Annotated in this window: 7 protein-coding genes and 1 pseudogene; 6 read left to right on the forward strand and 2 right to left on the reverse strand. The window is 32.4% G+C overall.

The window, feature by feature from the left end; translation table 11 throughout:
• Positions 1-11 precede the first annotated feature (11 nt).
• From NBT05_RS09305 to NBT05_RS09330, 6 genes are all read left to right on the forward strand, one after another.
• Entirely contained in the window at positions 12-3,263 is a 3,252-nt protein-coding gene (locus tag NBT05_RS09305; RefSeq protein WP_265769596.1) for a non-ribosomal peptide synthetase, read from the forward strand.
• 38 nt (positions 3,264-3,301) lie between these two features.
• On the forward strand, positions 3,302-15,628 hold the full coding sequence (locus tag NBT05_RS09310; protein WP_265769597.1) for a non-ribosomal peptide synthetase: 12,327 nt from the start codon (positions 3,302-3,304) through the stop codon (positions 15,626-15,628).
• Positions 15,591-17,729 (forward strand): aminotransferase class III-fold pyridoxal phosphate-dependent enzyme, encoded by a 2,139-nt coding sequence (locus tag NBT05_RS09315; RefSeq protein ID WP_265769598.1) that lies wholly within the window; start codon positions 15,591-15,593, stop codon positions 17,727-17,729. Before NBT05_RS09310 ends, NBT05_RS09315 begins: the two co-directional genes overlap by 38 nt.
• Positions 17,730-17,938: 209 nt before the next feature.
• Positions 17,939-18,691, forward strand: a complete 753-nt coding sequence (locus NBT05_RS09320; protein ID WP_265769599.1) for an outer membrane lipoprotein-sorting protein — start codon at positions 17,939-17,941, stop codon at positions 18,689-18,691.
• 180 nt (positions 18,692-18,871) lie between these two features.
• Positions 18,872-20,470 carry a flavin-containing monooxygenase gene (locus tag NBT05_RS09325; RefSeq protein ID WP_265769600.1) on the forward strand — a complete coding sequence of 533 codons (1,599 nt, stop codon included), beginning with the start codon at positions 18,872-18,874 and terminating at the stop codon, positions 20,468-20,470.
• A 41-nt stretch (positions 20,471-20,511) separates the two neighbouring features.
• Positions 20,512-21,735 carry an ABC transporter permease gene (locus NBT05_RS09330; RefSeq protein ID WP_265769601.1) on the forward strand — a complete coding sequence of 408 codons (1,224 nt, stop codon included), beginning with the start codon at positions 20,512-20,514 and terminating at the stop codon, positions 21,733-21,735.
• 232 nt (positions 21,736-21,967) lie between these two features.
• On the opposite strand, the pseudogene NBT05_RS09335 reads toward NBT05_RS09330, so the two are convergent.
• Both NBT05_RS09335 and NBT05_RS09340 read right to left on the reverse strand, forming a co-directional pair.
• Positions 21,968-22,120 (reverse strand): annotated as a pseudogene (locus NBT05_RS09335) (transposase); the annotation flags it as partial.
• 17 nt (positions 22,121-22,137) lie between these two features.
• A complete protein-coding gene (locus NBT05_RS09340) occupies positions 22,138-22,923 on the reverse strand; it encodes an IS4 family transposase (protein ID WP_265769592.1) in 786 nt (261 codons plus the stop codon).
• Between the last annotated feature and the right edge of the window lie 150 nt (positions 22,924-23,073).

Consider the following 23,073-nt stretch of genomic DNA (forward strand, 5'->3'; position numbering starts at 1 on the left):
AGGAGGTAGCATTGTCAAACCATTTTTCAGAAATCATAAAAAATAATAAAGATGCTATTATTCATTTTTTCGAAAACGATTTTCAAGGAATCAGATCAGTAACCCCCATTACTAGAGAGTCAGATTTACATGAGGGTCGTATTCCTTTATCGTATTCTCAGGAGCGTTTATGGTTTATCGATGCGTTATCTGGCAGTTCTCATTATCATGTTCCTGTAGTCATGCGTATTAATGGGGTCCTTGATATTACTATTTTAGAACGGTCTTTTCAGTTATTACTTGAGCGTCATCAGGTCCTTAGGACTGTTATAAAGGAGGAGGATGGTATTGCTTATCAAGAGGTTAAAGAGTCTGCTGGATTTAAGCTTTCCTATTTTGATAATATTAATCCAGGTTTGATTTCAGAACGAATTTCCTCTGTGGTAGCAATTCCTTTTGATCTAGGAGATGACTATATGCTACGTGCATCGGTTTACGGTATTGGTACAGATCAATATTGTATGGTATTAGTGATGCATCATATTGCGTCAGACGGATGGTCGATTCCTATTTTGTTTAAAGAGTTACAGTATTTTTATGATTGTTTAGCATCAGAGAGCGTAATAGTTCTTCCTGATTTACCTATTCAATATTCAGACTATAGTATATGGCAACGTTCAGATTCAGAAGTTAGTGTATTATCATCAAAGTTATCTTTTTGGCAAGAGACTTTAGGAGGAGTTCCTGTCTTAGAGCTCCCCACCGATTATATTCGTCCCTCGGTTCAGAGTACCAAGGGTTCTAATTATGTATTTAGTTTAGATTCAGGATTGAGTGCATTGATTCGTAAGCTGAGTCAATCAGAGGATTGTAGTTTATTTATGTTTTTATTGGCAAGTTATACTTTGTTATTACATCGGTATACGGGTCAGTATGATATAAGTGTTGGTACTCCTGTTGCTAATAGGCCATATCAAGAAATAGAGGGTTTGATAGGTTTCTTTGTAAACACTTTGGTGTTACGAAACCAGATAGATGAGGGATTAGATTTTCTTACTTTTCTAGGGTCAGTAAAGCGTTCTACTTTATTAGCTTATGATCATCAAGAGGTTCCTTTTGAGAAGTTGGTAAGTCATTTGGGTTTGGATCGTGATCAGAGTAGATCTCCATTATTTCAGACGATGTTGGTTTTACAGAACAATGATCGGGTATCCGATGTTCGTTTTGGAGGCGCATCGGTTAACATAGAATCGTATGATTACTTAGCAGCAAAAGAGGACCTTACATTGTATGTTGGGGATTCTGGCACTGAGATAGGGTTTTCGATAGAATATTGCACAGATTTATTCAAGGAGTCTACAATTATACGAATGGCAGATCATTTTAAGAATTTAATAGAGTCGATAGTAGCTTCTCCTACGAGTAAGATTGGTACATTTGAGTTACTTTCTACAAAAGAAAAATACCAACTCCTAAAAGAATTTAATGCAAACCAACTTAAATTTTCAAAAAGCGGTACCGTTTTAGATCTTTTCAAGGAGCAGACTCTTAAAAATCCAGAAGCTATTGCTGTTCATGATAGAGAATTGCAACTAAGTTATGAAGAGCTAGATAAAAAATCAGATCAAATAGCAAAACATTTGATAAGGATGGGAGTAGATAAAGAAGCACTTATTCCCATTTGTATGGATCGATCGGGGAGTTTGGTAATGGGTATTTTAGGAATTTTAAAATCGGGAGCTGCATATGTACCTGTTGATCCAAGATATCCCGAAGATAGAATTCAGTTTATAATTAATAATACGAACGCAAAAATTATTCTTGCAACGCCTAAAATCTCTTCAATACTAGAGCAGAACAAAGACTTACTAATAATTAATCCCGAGGATATTAAAGCATTTAGGTCTCATGATGAAGTGTTACTTCCTATCGTACACAATAAGCAGTTGGCTTATGTAATTTATACTTCGGGAACCACAGGCGTGCCTAAGGGAGTAATGATCGAGCATAAAGCACTAATGAATTTATGCCAATGGCATGTCAATGCTTATGATGTGAATGAAAATAGTAGATCAACATTGTTTTCTGGAATTGGTTTTGACGCTTCTGTATGGGAACTCTTCCCATATATTATATCAGGAAGTTGCCTTTACCCTATTGCGGATCAAATGCGCCTTAACATGCAGGATCTTAGAAGTTTTATGAGAGCGCATAGCATAACGCATGCCTATTGCCCAACTTCACTATATAAGAATTTTGCATCAGGTTACACATCTAATACTCTTCTGAAATTATTAATAGGAGGAGAATCTTTAAAAAAAATTGTGGATAATGAGTCTATAGAATTATTTAATAACTATGGGCCTACAGAGAATGCAGTAGTAACCACATATTTGCCGGTTAAAGAATCAAAAACAAATACAATACCAATAGGAAAATCAATAGCTAATGTTACTGTATATATTCTTGATGATAAGCAAAGAATATGTCCTATTGGAATAATTGGTGAATTGTATGTTACAGGGGATAGTCTAGCTCGTGGATATTTAAATGATGCCCCGTTAACTACAGAGAAATTTTTAATCAATCCATTTGATGATAAAAAAGATACCTATATGTACAGAACTGGAGATCTCGTAAAATGGTTACCTGATGGTACTATAGAATTTATAGGGAGAAAGGATTCTCAGATTAAAATACGAGGATATCGAATAGAACTTAGTGAAATAGAACATCAGCTTATTAGTATACAAGGGATTATGAATGCTATTGTTACCACGAAAAAAAGGGGCAATGAAAATCAGCATCTTGTAGGATATTACACAGGTAAAGTTATGGACTCAAAAGTTATAAAAAAAGAATTGAAGAAAAAAATTCCCGAATATATGATCCCTCAGGTTTTTATGAAGCTAGAGGAGATTCCCTTAACCCCTAATGGCAAAATTGATATGCAGAAATTACCCGAATTAGATAGTAATCTATTGGAAATCAATAAGTATGTGGCTCCGGTTACGAATATTGAAATACAGATAGTTGATATTTGGAAAGAACTATTAGAGGTAGATACCATAGGGATTAGAGACAACTTCTTTGAGCTAGGAGGGCATTCTTTAATGGCAATTCGATTGGCCTCGAAAATATCATCCTTATATGGGTTCAATATAAAAGTACAAGTGATATTCGAATATGGAACAGTAGAAAATATTTCGAAATACATAGAAATGTTACTTCCAAAAGAAGAAAAAGAAATAGCAGAAAAAACATTTGATGTTTTTAGTATATGATTAATTGTTTAGTAAGCATTACACAACGATAATATAAGATGAACGAAATCAAAGTAGATATATTAAACGTAATCTATCAGGCAAAAAAGGACGGGTTATTACTTTTTTTGGAAGATGAAGAATTAAAAATAAAGGTCGAACAAGGTAAAACTATCGAAGAAAATTTAATAAGAGAAATAAAAGAGAACAAAGTAGAAATCATTTCTTTTCTTAAAAAAACATCAGATAACGTTAGAACCCCCATTACTAGAGAGTCAGATTTACATGAGGGTCGTATTCCTTTATCGTATTCTCAGGAGCGTTTATGGTTTATCGATGCGTTATCTGGCAGTTCTCATTATCATGTTCCTGTAGTCATGCGTATTAATGGGGTCCTTGATATTACTATTTTAGAACGGTCTTTTCAGTTATTACTTGAGCGTCATCAGGTCCTTAGGACTGTTATAAAGGAGGAGGATGGTATTGCTTATCAAGAGGTTAAAGAGTCTGCTGGATTTAAGCTTTCCTATTTTGATAATATTAATCCAGGTTTGATTTCAGAACGAATTTCCTCTGTGGTAGCAATTCCTTTTGATCTAGGAGATGACTATATGCTACGTGCATCGGTTTACGGTATTGGTACAGATCAATATTGTATGGTATTAGTGATGCATCATATTGCGTCAGACGGATGGTCGATTCCTATTTTGTTTAAAGAGTTACAGTATTTTTATGATTGTTTAGCATCAGAGAGCGTAATAGTTCTTCCTGATTTACCTATTCAATATTCAGACTATAGTATATGGCAACGTTCAGATTCAGAAGTTAGTGTATTATCATCAAAGTTATCTTTTTGGCAAGAGACTTTAGGAGGAGTTCCTGTCTTAGAGCTCCCCACCGATTATATTCGTCCCTCGGTTCAGAGTACCAAGGGTTCTAATTATGTATTTAGTTTAGATTCAGGATTGAGTGCATTGATTCGTAAGCTGAGTCAATCAGAGGATTGTAGTTTATTTATGTTTTTATTGGCAAGTTATACTTTGTTATTACATCGGTATACGGGTCAGTATGATATAAGTGTTGGTACTCCTGTTGCTAATAGGCCATATCAAGAAATAGAGGGTTTGATAGGTTTCTTTGTAAACACTTTGGTGTTACGAAACCAGATAGATGAGGGATTAGATTTTCTTACTTTTCTAGGGTCAGTAAAGCGTTCTACTTTATTAGCTTATGATCATCAAGAGGTTCCTTTTGAGAAGTTGGTAAGTCATTTGGGTTTGGATCGTGATCAGAGTAGATCTCCATTATTTCAGACGATGTTGGTTTTACAGAACAATGATCGGGTATCCGATGTTCGTTTTGGAGGCGCATCGGTTAACATAGAATCGTATGATTACTTAGCAGCAAAAGAGGACCTTACATTGTATGTTGGGGATTCTGGCACTGAGATAGGGTTTTCGATAGAATATTGCACAGATTTATTCAAGGAGTCTACAATTATACGAATGGCAGATCATTTTAAGAATTTAATAGAGTCGATAGTAGCTTCTCCTACGAGTAAGATTGGTACATTTGAGTTACTTTCTACAAAAGAAAAATACCAACTCCTAAAAGAATTTAATAACTATAAGGCAGTTTACCCTGACCAAACAATTTTAGATATATTTACTGAGCAACTGCAATATTATGGAAACAAAGAGGCAGTTATTGATGGCGAAATAACGATCACATATAGAGAATTGAATCTTACATCATCCAAACTAGCACTGTTTCTGTATGAAAAGGGAGTAAGAGAAGGAAATATGATTCCCGTTTGTATGAATAGATCTTCGGGGATGATTATTAGCATCATGGCGGTATTAAAACTAGGCGCTATATATGTTCCTGTTGATCCTTATAATCCTATAGATCGAATTCAGTTTATTTTAAATGATATTGATGCTGATATAGTTGTTAGCAATTCACACTATAAAGATTTATATAAAAATCTAGATACGATTACGGTACTCTACCTTGATGATTTGGATATTGACATAGAGGTATATGAAGATGCACTTATAGAAAGAGTAGTAACACCGGATCAAATAGCATATGTAATTTATACTTCTGGAACTACAGGAAATCCAAAGGGGGTACAGGTATCGCATAGGGCGTTACATACACTATTAAATTCAATGTCGGTAAATTATCCTTTAAATAGTATGGATCGCTTACTTTTTAAAACAATGTTTACTTTTGATGTTTCGATTTATGAGATATTTGGTTGGATTTTAGCTGGTGCTAGTTTAGTAATTTATCCAATAGATCATGATAAGAATGTAAATGAATTAATAGATATAACAGAAAAGTATGGTATCACGCAATTGCAGATGGTACCTTCATTATTTTCAGTATTTATTGATACCATACTAGATTTTGATCAAATAGTTCTTCCTAATCTTACATATATATTCTTAGCTGGAGAAGCTTTATCTCCAGTATTAATAGAAAAATATAGAAAATCCGGTTTATCAGCTACATTGGTAAATATTTATGGTCCTACAGAAAACACAGTCTACACAAGTCACTATGTATTAGATCTTAGCAAGAATAGTGATAGAAATAATATTCCAATCGGCAAACCATTAAATAATGTAGTATTATATGTTGTTGATGATTCTATACAATTGGTACCCATAGGTGTGCTTGGAGAACTGTGTATCGGAGGAGCGCAACTGGCGGAAGGGTACCTAAATAGACAAGAACTTACAAACCAAAAGTTTATTCAGAATCCATTTGATCAAGAAGGCAATAGTCGATTATATCGTACAGGAGATGTAGTAAGATGGCTTCCTAATGGTACTATCGAATTTGTTGGAAGAAAAGATTCACAAGTAAAAGTTAGAGGATACCGCATTGAACTTGGAGAAATAGAAGTGCAACTAGAGAGACTACTCTATATAAAGCAAGCCGTTGTATTAGTAAAGCAAGATGCATTAGAAAACAAAAAACTGGTTGGGTACATAAAATTAGAGGGTGCTTTGGATTCATCCAGAATTATAAGTGAATTAAAAGGTTTCTTGCCAGAATATATGATCCCTCATATATATGTTGAGATACAGGAATTTCCATTAACTTCTAGCGGAAAGATGGATACAAAACTACTTCCTGATCCTGATATAAATACATTATCAACTAAAAAATACGTAGCTCCTCAATCTAATTTGGAAAAAGAATTAGTTACCATATGGCAAGGTCTGTTAAAAATAGATCAAGTAGGTGTCTATGATAATTTTTTTGCACTTGGCGGGGACTCTATCATTGCAATTCAATTTGTGAATAGAGCAAGAAAAAAAGGATATAATTTTAGAGTTAGAGATGTATTTACTTATCAGAACATTCATGAACTAATGGTCTGTGTTAAAAATCAGATAGATGCTAAAGCAGATCAGGCTCCTTTAGATGGAACTATAAAGTTGTTGCCAATTCAATCTTCATTTTTTGAAAAAAACTTTACTCATAATGATCATTATAATCAATCAGTGTTATTAACAGTTTCTAAAAATTATTCTAGGGTAATTATAGAAAAAGCATTACAAATATTGCTTAAACAACATGATAGTTTACGACTTAGGTATGTGAAAAATGATAATACTTTTATAGGGAGTTATGATACTCAACAGACTGTTTTAAATGCCGAGAATGTAGCAAAACAAAATAATTGGAAAGAAAGAATCACAGAAATCTGTAGCTCATATCAATTATCATTATCTATAGAAAATGGTAATTTAGCAAAATTCGTATGGATTCAAACTCCTTATAGTGAAAAAGATAATAGATTGTTTATTACAATTCATCACTTGGTTGTTGATGGGGTATCTTGGAGAATTATTCTAGACGACTTATCTAATTACATTTATGAGCTACAAATCGGGAACACAGAACTACCTTATTTCAAAACAACATCTTATAGACAATGGCAACAAAAACTAACAGCATACGCTAATAGTAGTTTGTTACAATTAGAATTACCCTATTGGAAATCCATCCTTGCGCATAAAACTTCTTTTCCTCAGGATAAAGAGTATGATGGTATAACCACTTTTTTAGAAACAAAAAATTATGTTGTAGATTTTGATAAAGAGCATACTCACATGCTTTTACACGAATGTAACCAAGCAGTCGGAACTGAAATTAATGATCTGTTGTTAGCTGCTTTGACGATCTCTCTATGTGATTGGACAAAACAATCCACAATAAGAATTGGATTTGAAGGGCATGGTAGAGAAGAACTTTTTGATGATATAGATATAAGTCATACAGTAGGGTGGTTTACTACCTTATTTCCTATTTCTCTTACTAAAAGCCCTGAAGGGCTATTATCTACAATTATAGGAGTAAAAGAATCTTTAAGAGGGATACCTAATAAAGGAATTGGCTACGGTGTATTGAGATATCTCAATGAGAATAGTATCACTAGGGAAGAATTATCAGAAAATGTAGAAGAAGTTATCTTTAATTATTTGGGGCAATTTGAATCAGATACACATAACAATATATTTTCTTTTGCCAGAGAACCAAAGGGTAATGATATTAGTTTAGCAAATCAAAATCTAAGCAAGATAATTGTAAATGGTAGTATTATCAATGATACGTTACAATTCATTTGGAGTTATGATGTTAATCGATATGAAAATGACACGATTCGTTTAGTAGCAGAAAATTTTAGACAGATCTTATGCGAAATAATTCAGGTATGTAAAAAAACCAAAATCATCATAAAAACACCAAATGATTATGGATTAAGTGGTAGCGCAAGTATTAAGGAGCTTAATAATTTCATCCAAGGGCATGAAGATGTGAGGTCGATTGAAGATATTTACATACTTAGTCCGCTTCAGGAAGGTATTTTATTTCATAGTTTGTATGAAAATAGCGCTAATGCATATGTCGTTCAAATGAGTTTGGATCTAATAGGGACTTTTATTTTAGAACATTTTGAAAAAGCATGGAAAATACTTATAAAAGCACACAGTGTATTACGAACGGGGTTTTTTCATGATGTTTTTGAGTTAGCTATACAATGTTTATATTATAATGTAGAGGTACCAATACGCATTTTAGATTTTACCAATAAGGATAAGGAGCAACAAGATAAAGAGGTGGCTACAATTTTAGAAAAAGATGCCAAAGAACCTTTTGATCTTAAAAAACCACCATTATTAAGACTTACACTTATCACATTAGAAAATAATAGAACAAAGATGATTTTTACTAATCATCATATACTATTTGATGGTTGGTCTTTACCTGTTATACTGGGTGAAATGCTCACTATTTATACTGCTTTAAATAAAGGGAATAGACCTAATGTAATACCACAGGATACCTACAAAGATTATATCCGATATTTAAATAATAAATCAGCGTATGATATTGCTAATTATTGGGAAGAATATCTTAGAGAGATAGAAGAACCTTCTTTATTGCCTTTTGTGAAATCAAATACGACTAATAGAGTATTTGGTAATACTACTATAAAGCTAATAAAGGATAACGTTTTTACAGAAAGATTGGAAACGTATGCAAAGTCTAATCATATTACTGTAAACACAATACTTCAAGGAGTGTGGGCATATTTGTTATTCAGATATACAAATAATCCCATTATCGTTTTTGGTACGGTAATCTCAGGAAGACCTTCATCTATAGAAAATATTGAATCAAAAGTAGGGTTATATATTAATACAATTCCATTATGTGCCAAAATTAATAACAATGAGAACTGTATAAGTTGGTTACAGTCAATTCAGAAAGGATATGCAGTATCCAGAGAAGAATATGGGTATTATTCTCTTGCAGAAATACAAGGTCAAAAAAAGGTTGCTAAGGATTTATTCGATAGTATTCTTGTATTTGAAAATTATCCTATAGATACTGTTTCTAAAGTGCAATCTGATTTGGCAATAGAAAATATACAAGCAGACGAACAAACAAATTATACCTTAACTATATCTTGTCATCTATCTGATAATAAAATAGAGGTAGATTTTAAATATAATTCAGCAATTCTATGCGATACTATTGCTGAGCGTATTCAATTACATTTTGATAAAGTATTACAGCAAATTATAGAAGTGCCTAAGCTTTGTGATATTAATTATCTTCCAGAGTCTGAATACCATCAATTACTTTCATTTAACAAGACTTTTTTTGATTATGATCGCGGATGTAGTTTGATAGATAGTTTTTATGATATGGTTGTTTTATATTCTTCAAAGACCGCTTTGGTATTTAATGAAGAATCGATGACCTACCAGGAGTTATACGATCGTTCTAATCAACTGGCACATTGTCTTAAGTCCAAAGGAGCAAATCCTGGTGATAGGATAGGTTTGTTATCGTATCGAGGTTTGGATATGTTGGTAAGCATTTTTGGAATTCTACAGACTGGCTGTGTGTACGTTCCTTTGCATGCTGAATATCCTTCACAGCGATTATCCTATATTTTAGAAGATGCTGGAGTTAAGCAATTGGTGTGTACCGATATGGATTTATTATCAGCAAAAGGGATATCAGGACTTTATGATATAGTTTCTTTTTCTGATCTATCAGAGTGCCCAGATACTCCTATCGATGTTCTATTATGTCATGATTCTTTGGCATATTTGATGTACACTTCTGGTAGTACAGGTGTTCCTAAGGGCGTTAAGGTGACCCATGGTAATATTCAGAAGTTGGTAAATGATCAAGGCGCAATAGGGGTGAGATCATCAGATGTTGTCTTGCAGTGGTCAAACTATGCTTTTGATGGTTCAGTTTATGAGATTTTCAGTTGTTTATTAAGCGGAGCTACGTTGCATTTGATAAATAAGGAAGAAGCTTCGAGTGCTATTGCTGTATCAAAGCTTTTGGTTGAGCGTTCTATTAGTGTTTGTTTTTTGACCACGGCTTTGTTTAATGCATTGGTCGATTATGATGTATCAAGTTTGTCTGGAGTTCGCAGAGTATTGTTTGGAGGGGAGTTGGTGTCACCGAGTCATGTATCTCGTGCTCTCGAAGTTATGGTTCCAGGTAATTTGGTTCATGTTTATGGTCCAACAGAAACGGTTGTTTATGCTACGAGTCATCAGATTTATGCTATAGAAGGGGATTGTGTTCCTATTGGTTCCCCATTGAGCAATACACAGATTTATATCGTTAATGATAATTTTCAGTTATGTGGATTAGGAGTTAGCGGAGAGATTTGTATAGGTGGTGAAGGTGTTTCTAAGGGGTATTTGAATAAAGATGATGTAACGTCATCACATTTTGTAAAGAACCCTTTTGGCTCAGGATTTTTATATTGTACAGGAGATTTAGGTCGCTGGTTAGAAGATGGTAGCATAGATTTTATAGGTCGTAGGGATAGTCAGGTAAAGATACGTGGCTATCGAATCGAGTTGGGCGAGGTAGAGAGTGCATTACAATCACTACCCATGGTTGATCGTGCTATTGTCATATCAGATTCAGCCCCTGGTGGAGGTAAGCGTTTGATAGGTTATGTTGTTGGCGGGTCAGATTTTAATAAGGGTTTGCTTGATTCACAGCTAGTGAATATGTTGCCAGAGTATATGATTCCTTCGTTTATCATAGTTTTAGATTCGTTTCCACTAACCCCCAATGGTAAGATAGATCGTAAATCATTGCCAGAACCAGGAAGAGATCAGGATCGATCATTAGATATAAAACAAGGAGCGTATACCAGTATAGAAAGACAGCTGATCCCTATATGGAAAGAGGTGTTAAAGGTAGATGGTATTGAACCGCAGGATAATTTTTTTGATCTCGGAGGACACTCTATTCTTGCAACTCGACTTATCACTACTATTAGAGGTACTTTAAAAATAGATCTTGGACTTGAAACTGTGTTTCAATATTCGGTACTGTCAGAAATGGCAGCTTATATAGAGAATAGACAAACATCACAACTACCTCAAATAACCGAACAGAATCAAGTCGATGCTATTCCGTTATCATTTTCTCAAGAAAGGTTATGGTTTATAGATCGCCTTTCAGGATCAGAAGCTTATCACAGTCCTATTGTCTTAAAATTAGAAGGAGAATTAAATAAAAAAATAGTATTAAAATCTATTAAACAGATTCTCTATCGTCACGAAGCCTTAAGAACTGTATTCATTGAAAAAGAAGGAATAGGGTATCAACAATTTCTAGATGAAGCGAATTATGAAATACACGTTCATCAAAAACTAGAGGATAATGATAAAATAATTCAGGAAGAAGTAAAAAAGAGCATAGCTAAACCCTTCAACTTAGCAATTGATTTTAAATTAAGGACTGAAATATTTCCAATAACTATGGATCAAAATATTTTGGTATTTGTCTTTCATCATATTGCTTCTGACGGATGGTCGATACCTGTTTTTATAAAAGAACTAGAGCATATTTACCAAGCTAATATAGATAATGAAAAAATAAGTTTAATAGAATTACCAATCCAATATAAAGATTACAGTATTTGGCAAAGAAATTATTTGTCTGGCAAAACCCTAGAAAAAAAAATGACGTATTGGAGAGAGAACTTGAAAGGAGGTTCTTCTTTGGTATTACCAACAGATTACCCAAGACCATCGGAACAACAAACCGAAGGTGCTTCACATTATCTGGCAATCAATGCAGAAGTTACTACACTACTGAAAAAATATTTTACCAGTAAGAATAGTACATTATTTATAGGGTTACTTGCAATATTTAAAACCCTGTTATATAGGTATTCTGGACAGCAAGATATTAGCGTTGGTACACCAGTAGCTAATAGATCACAAAAAGAAGTAGGTAATTTGATAGGATACTTTGCAAACACATTGGTAATAAGGAGTTTTTTAGACGGTAAATTAAGTTTTGAGGAATATCTAGAGAACATACGTAAAATAACAATACAAGCATATCAATATCAGGACGTTCCTTTCGAAAAAATAGTCAATGAATTGGTAACAGAAAGAGATAAGGGTAAAAACCCTTTGTTTCAGGTAATGTTCATCATGCAAAATAATGAACAAGTTTCTGGACTTAAGCTTGGAGAAATAAAAATCACTCCTTTCCCAATAGAAAATACCAGTGCTACGTTTGATCTTACCTGTAGTATATCAGAGCATCAGGAAGGATTATTAGTAATGTTTGAATACGCTACTACGCTGTTTACTCCAAAAACCATAAGTAGGATTTCTAAACACTTTATGATACTTATTGATGAGGTTTTAAATAATAGTAAATGCAGATTAGATGAACTAATGATGATCACCTCTTCTGAAAGAGATGAGATAGTAAATACATTTAATCATAGAAAAAAAGAATATCCTAAAGAGACAGTAGTAACCTTATTTAAAAGACAAGTAGCGTTAACACCTAATAATATTGCAGTAAATTTTGGAGAACAACAACTCACCTATAAAGAACTGGATATTCGATCAGATCAATTTGCTAATATGTTATGGCAAAATAATGTAGAAGAAAAAGAGTTAATTCCAATTTGTGTAGAACGTTCTTTGGATATGGTTACAGCTGTATTGGGAGTGCTAAAAATTGGAGCAGTATATGTGCCTATAGATCCATCGTATCCAAAAGAAAGAATACAGTTTATTCTAGAAGATATAGATGCAAAAAGGATAATATCTCAAGCTACTATTATAGATAATTTTGATGAAAAAAACATTGTTCAACATTGTATAGATGATGCTGATGTACAAGAAAAATTGAGTTGTAAAAAGCCCATCTCAAAAGAAGTGTATATTGCAACAGACCAATTAGCTTACATTATATATACTTCGGGAACTACAGGAAAGCCAAAAGGGGTAATGATCGAACATTTGGGAGTAACTAATTTGATTTGTAATCAGATAGCATTAATGTCAATATGTGCAGAGGATAAAATCTTACAATTCTCATCATTTGCATTTGATGCCTTTGTGTCTGAATTATTTACAGCAATTAATTCTGGAGGTTCTTTGATCATGGTATGTAAAGACGATATCTATTCTAAAAAGAAGCTTACAAAGATATTATTAGAGAAGAAGGTTACAATTGCCACGCTTCCTCCTAGCTATCAGGCTGAGTTATTAGAGGACTTAGGAAGCCTGAAGGTTGTATTATCGGCAGGAGAAGCACTAAACAAAGAGGTGGCAAAAAAATTGAAAGAGAAAGGAGTACTTGTAGTTAATGGTTATGGCCCTACAGAGAATACCATTGGTATAGCAATGTCAATAAATCCAATTACTATAGATAATAAAGTAACCATTGGTAAACCTCTTTATAATGTAGAAGTTTATATATTAAATGAGTCAGATCAATTATGTCCGGTAGGAGTGATAGGAGAACTATGTGTTTCTGGAGTGCAAGTAGCTAGAGGATATCTGAATCGTGAAAAATTAACAAAAGAAAAGTTTATAGCAAATCCATTTGATTTAGGAGATAGATCTAGATTATATAAAACAGGGGATTTGGCAAGATGGATGCCAGATGGGAGGATAGAATTTATTGGAAGAAAAGATACACAGGTTAAGATTAGAGGATATCGCGTAGAGCTAGGTGAAATAGAGTATCAGTTAGAGCAGTTTACTGCAATTAGACAAGCGGTTGTGTTAATGAAAAAAAGCAAAAATAATACAGCATTGCTTGTTGCCTATATCATTAGTGATGCTACCATTAATTGTATGAAAGTTAAAAATACCTTAAAGCAAAAATTACCAGATTATATGGTACCTCAATTGTTTGTAGAGATTTCATCATTTCCTCTCACAATTAATGGTAAAGTAGATCGTAAAGCATTGCCAGAGCCTACTACAGATGGATTAATCGAAAAGAAATATGTATCGCCACATAATGAGATTGAAGCACGAATAGCTGAGATATGGTCACAAGTATTAGATATCGAAAAAATCGGGATTCAGGATAACTTTTTTGAAATGGGAGGAAGTTCCATATTAGCAATAAAGCTGGTTGCCAAACTTCAGGAATATTTTGAGGTAGAAATTAATGACATATTTCAATATCAGACTATTCAAGAATTGGTAAAAAATATAAGCTATGAAAAGAATTATCTAAAGAATAAACTAGCGTCTTACATAACTAAACTAAAAGTTATGGAATTGGCAGAACAAGTAGCTTCAAAAGCAATAAAGAAACAAAGAAAGGAAAATGAAGCTAAGATAAAAAAACAGAAAAAAGAATATTTGAACACAATAAAGGGTCTTCGGAAACTTAATTTTAAAGAAAAAATAGCATATAAAAACATCTTTTTGTTAGGAGCAACAGGATATTTAGGAATTCACATATTGCACGAACTTTTATATCGAAAAGAAGCAAAAATTACGGTACTAATACGAGCAGAAAATAAGAAAGCGGCTTTTGAAAAACTACAGACTAAATTTCAGTTCTATTTTACTAATAATTTGGCGAAATTCGAAGATAGGTTACAAATATATAATGGTGATATAACATTGCCAGCCTTTGGGTTAGAAGTATTTGAATATAATGATTTAGCCAAGAATTCAGATTGTATTATCAATTGTGCGGCCAACGTAAAACACTACGGAGAAGCAGAAGAATTTATGAAAGTGAATACCTATCCAATAAAAACAATTATTGATTTTTCAATAGTTAAAAAACAAAAACCAATTCATCATATTTCTACCCTTAGTATTGCTGGATATGTAGATGGAGATGTAGAAGATAAAGATATAACCGTAGTATTTACAGAACAAGAAACGAACACCAATCAACATCATATTAATAATTATACTAAAAGTAAATTTGAAGCAGATTATTTGTTGGATACTGCCAGAGTAAATGGTGCTATTGTAAACATTTATAGAGTAGGAAACCTGAGTTATCATAGCAAAACCGGTAAATTTCAGGAAAACATTGAAAATAATGCTTTTTATAATCAGGTTCGGGCTAGTTTATTTTTAGAAGCAGTAATTGATAGTGAGGTGAAGTTCGAAATTTCGTGTATTGATAAAGTTGCGGAAGGAATTGTGAAGTTATTCGATAAAAAAGCGTTGCTAAATAGAAATTTTCACCTCAAAAATAAACACTTGTTATCAAATAAGGACTATGTAAAAGCGCTAAATAGAAGCAATTTTAAGGTGGCAGCTCTAGAAGCTAGACCATTTCTAGAAAATGTATTAGAAAAATACGATAAGAATACAGAATTAATAAACCGATTCTTACTTCATTTAAACATTTTTGATGCCGAAAAAGAGCAAAGAGCTGTTCATTTGGTATGTAGTGAAGAAACTGAATTTTTATTAAAGAAAGTTGGATTTGAATGGAATCAAATAAAAGAAAAAGATGTAAAATTAATGTTAGACTATGGAAGAGCAATTAATTTTTGGATATCACAAAAATAAAACAAGGCATTCTTTGTTAAAAAAAGCCTCGACACACCAATTAGCACATATTAAAGATCGTATTATACGCAAAGTTCCTACCTTTTTATCTTCTATCAATCCGGTTTTTGAAGAGTCGGTTCAGGTGGCCTATATGTTTTGTGAGATTATTAATGGCTTTAGAAAAGGAGAAAAGTATAAAACTTTTTTTTCAAATTCATATCTCGAAGCCATACATGGAGCTGTAAAAATAGCTCGTACTGCCTCTAAAGAAATTTATAAGAAAGAAGAAGGTAAAGTCATTTTTTATGATCCTAAAAAAAGGTATCAATTTTTATTCGATCCTTTACAAGAAGGAGAGGAGAAAGCTTTGATACCAGGAGTTTGTTTTTGTACAAAAATAGAAATCGTTCAGGGTTTGATACAAAAAAACAGGTCGAATGTTATTGTTATGTCTGTCGATGAATATATTAGTGAAGAAGATGTTAGAGAGGTTATTAAAAAAGCTACAAAACAAAACATTGTATCGATAATAGATCTTAGCGGTCTATCTATAAAAAGTACAAAAAAACTCACTGCAAATTTTCTAAATCAGTTCGATTGTGTTGTGTGGGGAGAAGCATATAGTGACTATCAATTTCCTTTTGGAGCATTCTCTACAAGAGATACGATTTATAAACCATGGGATTCATTAAAAACCTGCCTGACACATTCTTCTACCTATGGAGGAAATGGAATGGTGTTGAGTTATGTAAAAAAGATTCTTAAAAAAGAATTTACAATTTTTAATGAGAAAAAATATGTAAGAAAATTTAATAAGGTAGAAAATTCAACTAAATCTAAGTATAGAATGGCAACCTCCTATATTAATGGATATACGAATATATTATTTCGTACTACTACTCCGATGAATTTTAAAAAGGTTTCAGGATCTTATTTTTTTAAAAATAGAAAAAAGAAAGTACATGAACAAAAATATTTGGATTGTGTTGGAGGGTCGGGATGTAATCTCATAGGTCATAATAGAAAAGAAATAATACATGATATTATCGATAAACATGATCATAATATCGATTATTTTAGTTCTCTAAATACTTCTATGACTCAACTTACAGGTCTGGATATTTGTTTTATGGGTAATAGTGGTGCGGGTGCGGTAGAAATAGCGATGACAATGGCACTATTAGCTAATAAAGGAAAAAAGAAGATAGTTGTATTTAGCGGGAATTATGCTGGTAAAACATTAATTGCGCTTAATGGTACATCTGATGATCACAGTAATTTTGAACCGCTTTATGCAGAGGTAGAAACAATAAACCCTTATGCAGGTTCGGCAAGATATGATCTTGAGAAAATCCTGAAAACAGAAGCAGTAGCATTGGTATGGTTTGAATACATTCAGGGAGGGGTATTGTTAAAACTCCCTCCGGATTTAATTTCTTTATTAAATAAACATAAAAATAAATATGAGTATTTAATTGGAGTAGACGAAATTCTACACGGGGTATATAGAACTGGAGATTTTTTGAGTATACAGGGTACAGGATTACAACCGGATATCATAACTTTTTCTAAAGCATTGAGTAATATGATATTTCCCATATCAGTAACTATGATGTCAGAAAAAATCTACCAAAAAGCCTCTATGGAAAACGATAAAGTAGTCCAGTTTTATAAAGAAATTTTTAAAAATCAGCTAGCAGCTCATTTTGCATTAGATGTAATTAGGACCTTAGAAAAAAATAATATATCTCAGAATGTAAAAAAACAATCGTTGTTTATTAAACAACAGATAGAAAGTATTTTTAGAAATTCGGAATTATATAGAAATGTAGAAATGTCTGGATTGCATATTCGATTTAATCTTACTATGAAAAAGTACCCCTTTAAACTATTTGCTTTTTCCAAAATCAGTAATATTATTACTCATATTTTTTATGAAAAAGGTAAAATAATCACATACTACGGTAGGATGTTACCACCATTAAATATATCTGATGCAGAAGTAAAAGTATTAATTGATGGACTTACTAAAGTTGTTAATACACCAAAGTGGTATTATATCTGGATTGGCATAAAACAATACATACTTATAAAGTACTGTACACTTACTAAAAGATAGACAATGGTTTGAAAACCGAAAGAATTCTAATAAATAAGGGTGTACGACAAATTTCCGGTTTTGTAGATAATTTGATTTTTTTGAGAAACAAAAACTCAATAAAATCAAGCGATTTTGGAAATTGAAAAATCATAAAAATCTCTATTTACGGAAATTTGTCGTACACCCATAAATAATATTTTTTGAATTTATAAAACTATAGTATACATATGAAACGAAATGTTAGTTACCTACTTATCTGTTTAATTACATTAGTACAGGGATTTTCTCAAGAGCTTTCTCCAAAAGATATTATTAAAAAAGCAAATGATATAGTATTTGGTGAATATAGTCAAGCAGAGATAAAAATGACTATTATACGCTCTAATTGGAAAAGGGAAATAATCATTAAAAGCTGGTCTAGTGGGCAAAAATATTCTATGATATTAATAACATCTCCTGCCAGAGATAAAGGAACTACATTTCTTAAAATCGATAAAGAAATGTGGGATTGGAGACCTAGTATCGAGCGCGTTATTAAAATGCCACCATCAATGATGTCTCAGAGTTGGATGGGGTCTGATTTTACAAATGATGACCTCGCCAATGCTTCTTCCAAAATTGAAGATTATACTCATAAGATTTTAGGTGAAGAAACTATAGAAGAAAGAAGAGTATGGGTGCTAGAACTAATCCCCAAGGAGGGAACAGCTATTGTATGGGGAAAAATAAAGATATGGATTGATAAAGAGCAATATATACAAATGAAAACAGAATTTTATGACGAAGATGATTACTTAATACAAACTACTACCGGAAAGCAAATAAGAAAAATAGGAGATAAAATGTTACCCTCCATAATAGAAGTAATTCCAGCAGAAGAAGAAGGGCATAAAACCAAAATAGAATATTTGTCGTTATTTTTTGATAAACCAATACTTGATACTTTTTTTTCAATTCAAAATATGAAAAGGCTTAGGTAATTTAATACCATTAATAGTTTTTTGCACTAATACCGGAGTAACTACCATATAACTGTATAAATAGTCTTTACTAGTTGTTATGGAGTGAACAACCTAGATACAAAAACATAGCAATTCGTAATATTAATCAATAGTGTTTTTTACACTTTGATGGGATATTAATTACCTAAAAATCAACAAATGAAGAAAAAAGTTTGTGTTATAGGGGCAGGCCCTTCAGGTCTGGTTACCATAAAAGAATTAATAGCAAATGATATAGATGTAACATGTTATGAAATTCAAGATGAGATAGGAGGGGCATTTAGATCCATTCAGGATGGAGGAAGATCCTATGATTCACTAGAGTTAACAGTATCCAACTACTTTATGGCATATTCAGATTTTATGCCAAATACGAATGAAGAACGAAAATATTGGAAAGTACATGAATATAGAGAGTATCTAGATGCATATGTGAAAAAACACAAACTGAAAAATTATATACTGTTTTCACATGAAATTATTTCAGCTCATATTAGAAACTCAAAAATAGAAGTTAAAGGAACTCATGCGAAAGAAGAATTTTCAGAAATATTTGATCATATGATTATCTGTACAGGAAGTAATTTTACACCTAAATCTCCCGATTTTGATGGGCAAGATCTTTTTGAAGGTAAAATTATTCATTCTAGTGCTTATAATAATAACCAAGCCTATAAAGGTAAAAAAGTAGTGTGTGTAGGTTTGGGTGAGTCTGGAGCAGATGTAGTACATGAAATAGGGCAAGTAACTTCTTGTAAGGTATTAGTATCAGAGTATCCAAATATTATTGCGAGATGGATTAATGGATATACAAACGATGCATTTACATCATACTGCTTTTATGCAATGAAAAAGAAAGGCATAGATACGTACATGAGATTAAAAGCAAAATTTTATTTAAAATATGGAAAGAAAGTAAAAGATTCTGATCGATTGATACAGGAATGGACATTGAATAGAGAAAGTTTTATGGGAAAGTTCTTTACTAAAAATGACATTTTTATTCAAGACATTTTGGATGGTAAAGTAGAGATGATTAAAGACAGTATAAAGTCGCTTACCAAGAATGGAATCATTACGCAATCTGGTAAGAAAATTTCTTCAGATGTGATTCTGTGTAATACGGGATATCAAACATGTTTTAAAAAATATGCCTTTGGAGATTATTTTGTAGATCCAAGATCATTGTACAAGCAAATGATTCATTCCGAGTTAGGTACACTTGTAAGTGTTGTAGGATGGGCGAGACCATCACAAGGAGGATTACCAGCATGTTCAGAAATGCAAGCGAGATATATTGCATTATTAATTGCAGGAAAAAAAGAACTACCAATTAAAAAACAGATTGAAGAGGAGATTAAAGTAGATCGTACATATTATGATGATATGTTTTATCATAGCAAAAAGATACGGTCATTGGTCAGTTATCATGATTTTATGATTACCATGGCAGAGCTTATAGGATGTAAGCCAAAATTGTGGTATTGGAGCGATATGAACCTCACTCTTAAGATGTTTTTTGGGTCTCACTTACCGTACTTTTATAGGCTCAAACAATCTGAACAAAAAGCAAATAGTATAAAGTTGATAAAATCGTTACCTATAGCTTATTCTTTTAGGAGATTGTTGATAGTACTATTGTTTATATGCCTTTATAATCCATTATTTTGGCTAATAGGGTATAAAACAACATCTTCATCAAGGATGGATAAAAGAAAAACGATCAAGGGTAAACTCTGGAAACTTGCTCGTTCATAGCCTTTTTTAAATAATCATTTTTCAAAAATCATAAAAGCCTTATGCAGTTTAGACTAGCCGTACGTAATATTTGGAGAAATAAGAGACGTACCTTACTTACAATAAGTGCGGTAGCATTTGCTGTGTTTTTATCCTCTATAATGAGTGCTTTTCAAAAAGGATCTTGGGATAATATTGTGGATAGCTCAGTTAATCTATTTGTTGGATATGCACAAATTCATAAAAAAGGATATTGGGAAGATAAAATTTTAAATAATGCTTTTCAATATGATAATGATATTAAAAAACTGAAAAATAAAATACCTCAATTAGATGATGTAGTTCCAAGGATTGAATCTTTTGCATTAGCATCTGCAGGAGAAATCACTCATGGGGTAAAAGTAATTGGGATTGATCCTGATAAAGAGAATGAACTAACCAGAATTAAAAATAAAATAATAAAAGGAAGTTATCTATCTGATGAAGATGAAGTTATTATAGGAGCAGGAATATCAAAAAAAATGAACCTCACAGTTGGAGACACAATAATTCTTATTTCTCAAGGATACCACGGGGTAAGTGCTACAGGTAAATATCCTATTTCTGGAATATTTGAATATGCCATTCCTGATTTTAATAAAAGTTTAGTGTTTTTTCCAATCCATACAGCGCAACAATTCTTTGCCGCTCCAGATCTAGTGACTACAGTGGTATTAGATCTTACCTCAGAGAACTTACCGGTAGTTAAAAAAGAATTGATAGCGTCACTCAATGCCGATATCTATGAGGTTATGGATTATGAAGAATTATTACCAGAAATCGTTCAAGCAAGAGCATTGGATGAAGCAAGTGGCTCAATCGTTCTGATCATTCTTTATGGACTTATTGCATTTACAATTTTTGGAACCATTTTAATGATTACCAAAGAACGCAATTACGAGTATGGTATATTGATCGCTATAGGAATGCGAAGATGGAAATTATTCTTAATGACTTTTTTAGAAACCATAATTCTGGCTTTTTTAGGAGTATCTTCGGGAGTATTAATGGCATTTCCTATTGTCTATTATTTTTACCGTAATCCTATTGATTTATCTATGTTAGAGAGCGATGCTATTGTGGTTTATGAAAAGTTTGCGATGGCGCCTATTATCCCAGTAGCATTTGTACCAGAGATATTTATAAATCAGGCTGTTTTGATTTTTGTAATCACAGTGTTTTTAGGAATATACCCTTTTATCAAAATTTTAAAAATAAACCCTATGGAAGCGATTCATAATTCATAAATAGTACTGATGCGTTAAGATTTATTAATCGAATAATTTTATTTGTTCATTGACATTTTGTTTTGAAATTGTTTTGGTAAGCAATTCTTTTATTGGTGTTTTATCCATTGAGGATATGCCTAAGATTTGTATAATTTGATAAATGGATAATTCACTCTTTATAGAGTGTTTGACACGAGCTATTATCAAGTATGTGCATATAGCCACCCATACGTGAGTGTTAACTGCATTTTCAGTATGTCCCCAAAAGCTTTTTTATAGTTAAGTTTTGCTTTATCCACTTAAAGAAGGTTTCTATTTGCCAGCGATTACGGTAGAGTTTTGCCACTTCAAGTGCTGACACCTCTATATTGTTGGTCAGAAATAGTAGTGTCGTATCGTTTTTCTTATCATAGTATTCTACTAATCTGAGAGGTTCTGGATATAGTTTTTTAGACTTATACCATTTAGAACTATTATTTTGTCGCTTCTAAGACCAGTTGTCTTATCGATATTAAAGTTTTCCTCTACGATGTCATAACTTATGTTTGACTTAGCTCTTGTGACAAAAAAAGCTTCACAAGTATTAATACGATAGAGCGCTTGGAAATCGACATAAGCTTTATCCATCAGGTAAATAGCATGAGGCACAGGAATTAACAAATCCAATATGTTACTGTCATGATATTTTCCATCACTTACTAGTATAAATGAAGGTATACTACCTCTGAGATCCAGTAATGTATGAATCTTTATAGCCCCTTTAGAATATTTTCCAGGAGCCCAATTAAATAACATAAGACTCAGAGAAATTGTAGTGGAATCTAGGGCAAAGACTTCATTGTCTAAGTTGACATTTGGTATTGGAGATGAATTATAAAGAGGTCGGACCTGATCAATAAGATATTGTCCAAAATCTCCAAAAATCCGCCAATCTCTACGCTCATTTGCACGAGATAAAGAAGATTGGTTTACATACCCACTGAATCCAAGATGATATAATTTGCTTCTATGTGCTTTTAAACAAGTAGCTATATCTCTCAAAGAATTACGAGAAGTCAATTGACCAAAGAACAATTGGATGAATTGATTCCAGCAATTAAAATTTCTGAATCTGTAATCTCCGTTGTACCTCTTTACGCATTTTTCAAACTCATACTTGTTTATAAATTGTAAAAGTTGTGCAAAGACATATTTTCCAGAGTTCATAACAGTTTTTAAACTGCTAAACTAAAAGCCATTTCAAATCAAAAAATCAAAGAACGTATATTAACCCTTATCATTAAAGGGGTTATTGAAAAAATTAAAAAGTTAACGCATCACTAGTATTTCATAATAGGAAAAATAATAGAAATACTT

The organism is Aquimarina sp. ERC-38 (assembly GCF_026222555.1).
Taxonomy (GTDB): Bacteria; Bacteroidota; Bacteroidia; order Flavobacteriales; family Flavobacteriaceae; genus Aquimarina.

What these genes read in the sequence shown, in the direction of transcription:
- NBT05_RS09310 (WP_265769597.1), top strand. Translation starts at nt 3,302, where the DNA reads ATGAACGAAATCAAAGTAGATATATTAAACGTAATCTATCAGGCAAAA.
- NBT05_RS09315 (WP_265769598.1), top strand. Translation starts at nt 15,591, where the DNA reads ATGGAAGAGCAATTAATTTTTGGATATCACAAAAATAAAACAAGGCAT.
- NBT05_RS09320 (WP_265769599.1), top strand. Translation starts at nt 17,939, where the DNA reads ATGAAACGAAATGTTAGTTACCTACTTATCTGTTTAATTACATTAGTA.
- NBT05_RS09325 (WP_265769600.1), top strand. Translation starts at nt 18,872, where the DNA reads ATGAAGAAAAAAGTTTGTGTTATAGGGGCAGGCCCTTCAGGTCTGGTT.
- NBT05_RS09330 (WP_265769601.1), top strand. Translation starts at nt 20,512, where the DNA reads ATGCAGTTTAGACTAGCCGTACGTAATATTTGGAGAAATAAGAGACGT.
- NBT05_RS09340 (WP_265769592.1), bottom strand. Translation starts at nt 22,923, where the DNA reads ATGAACTCTGGAAAATATGTCTTTGCACAACTTTTACAATTTATAAAC.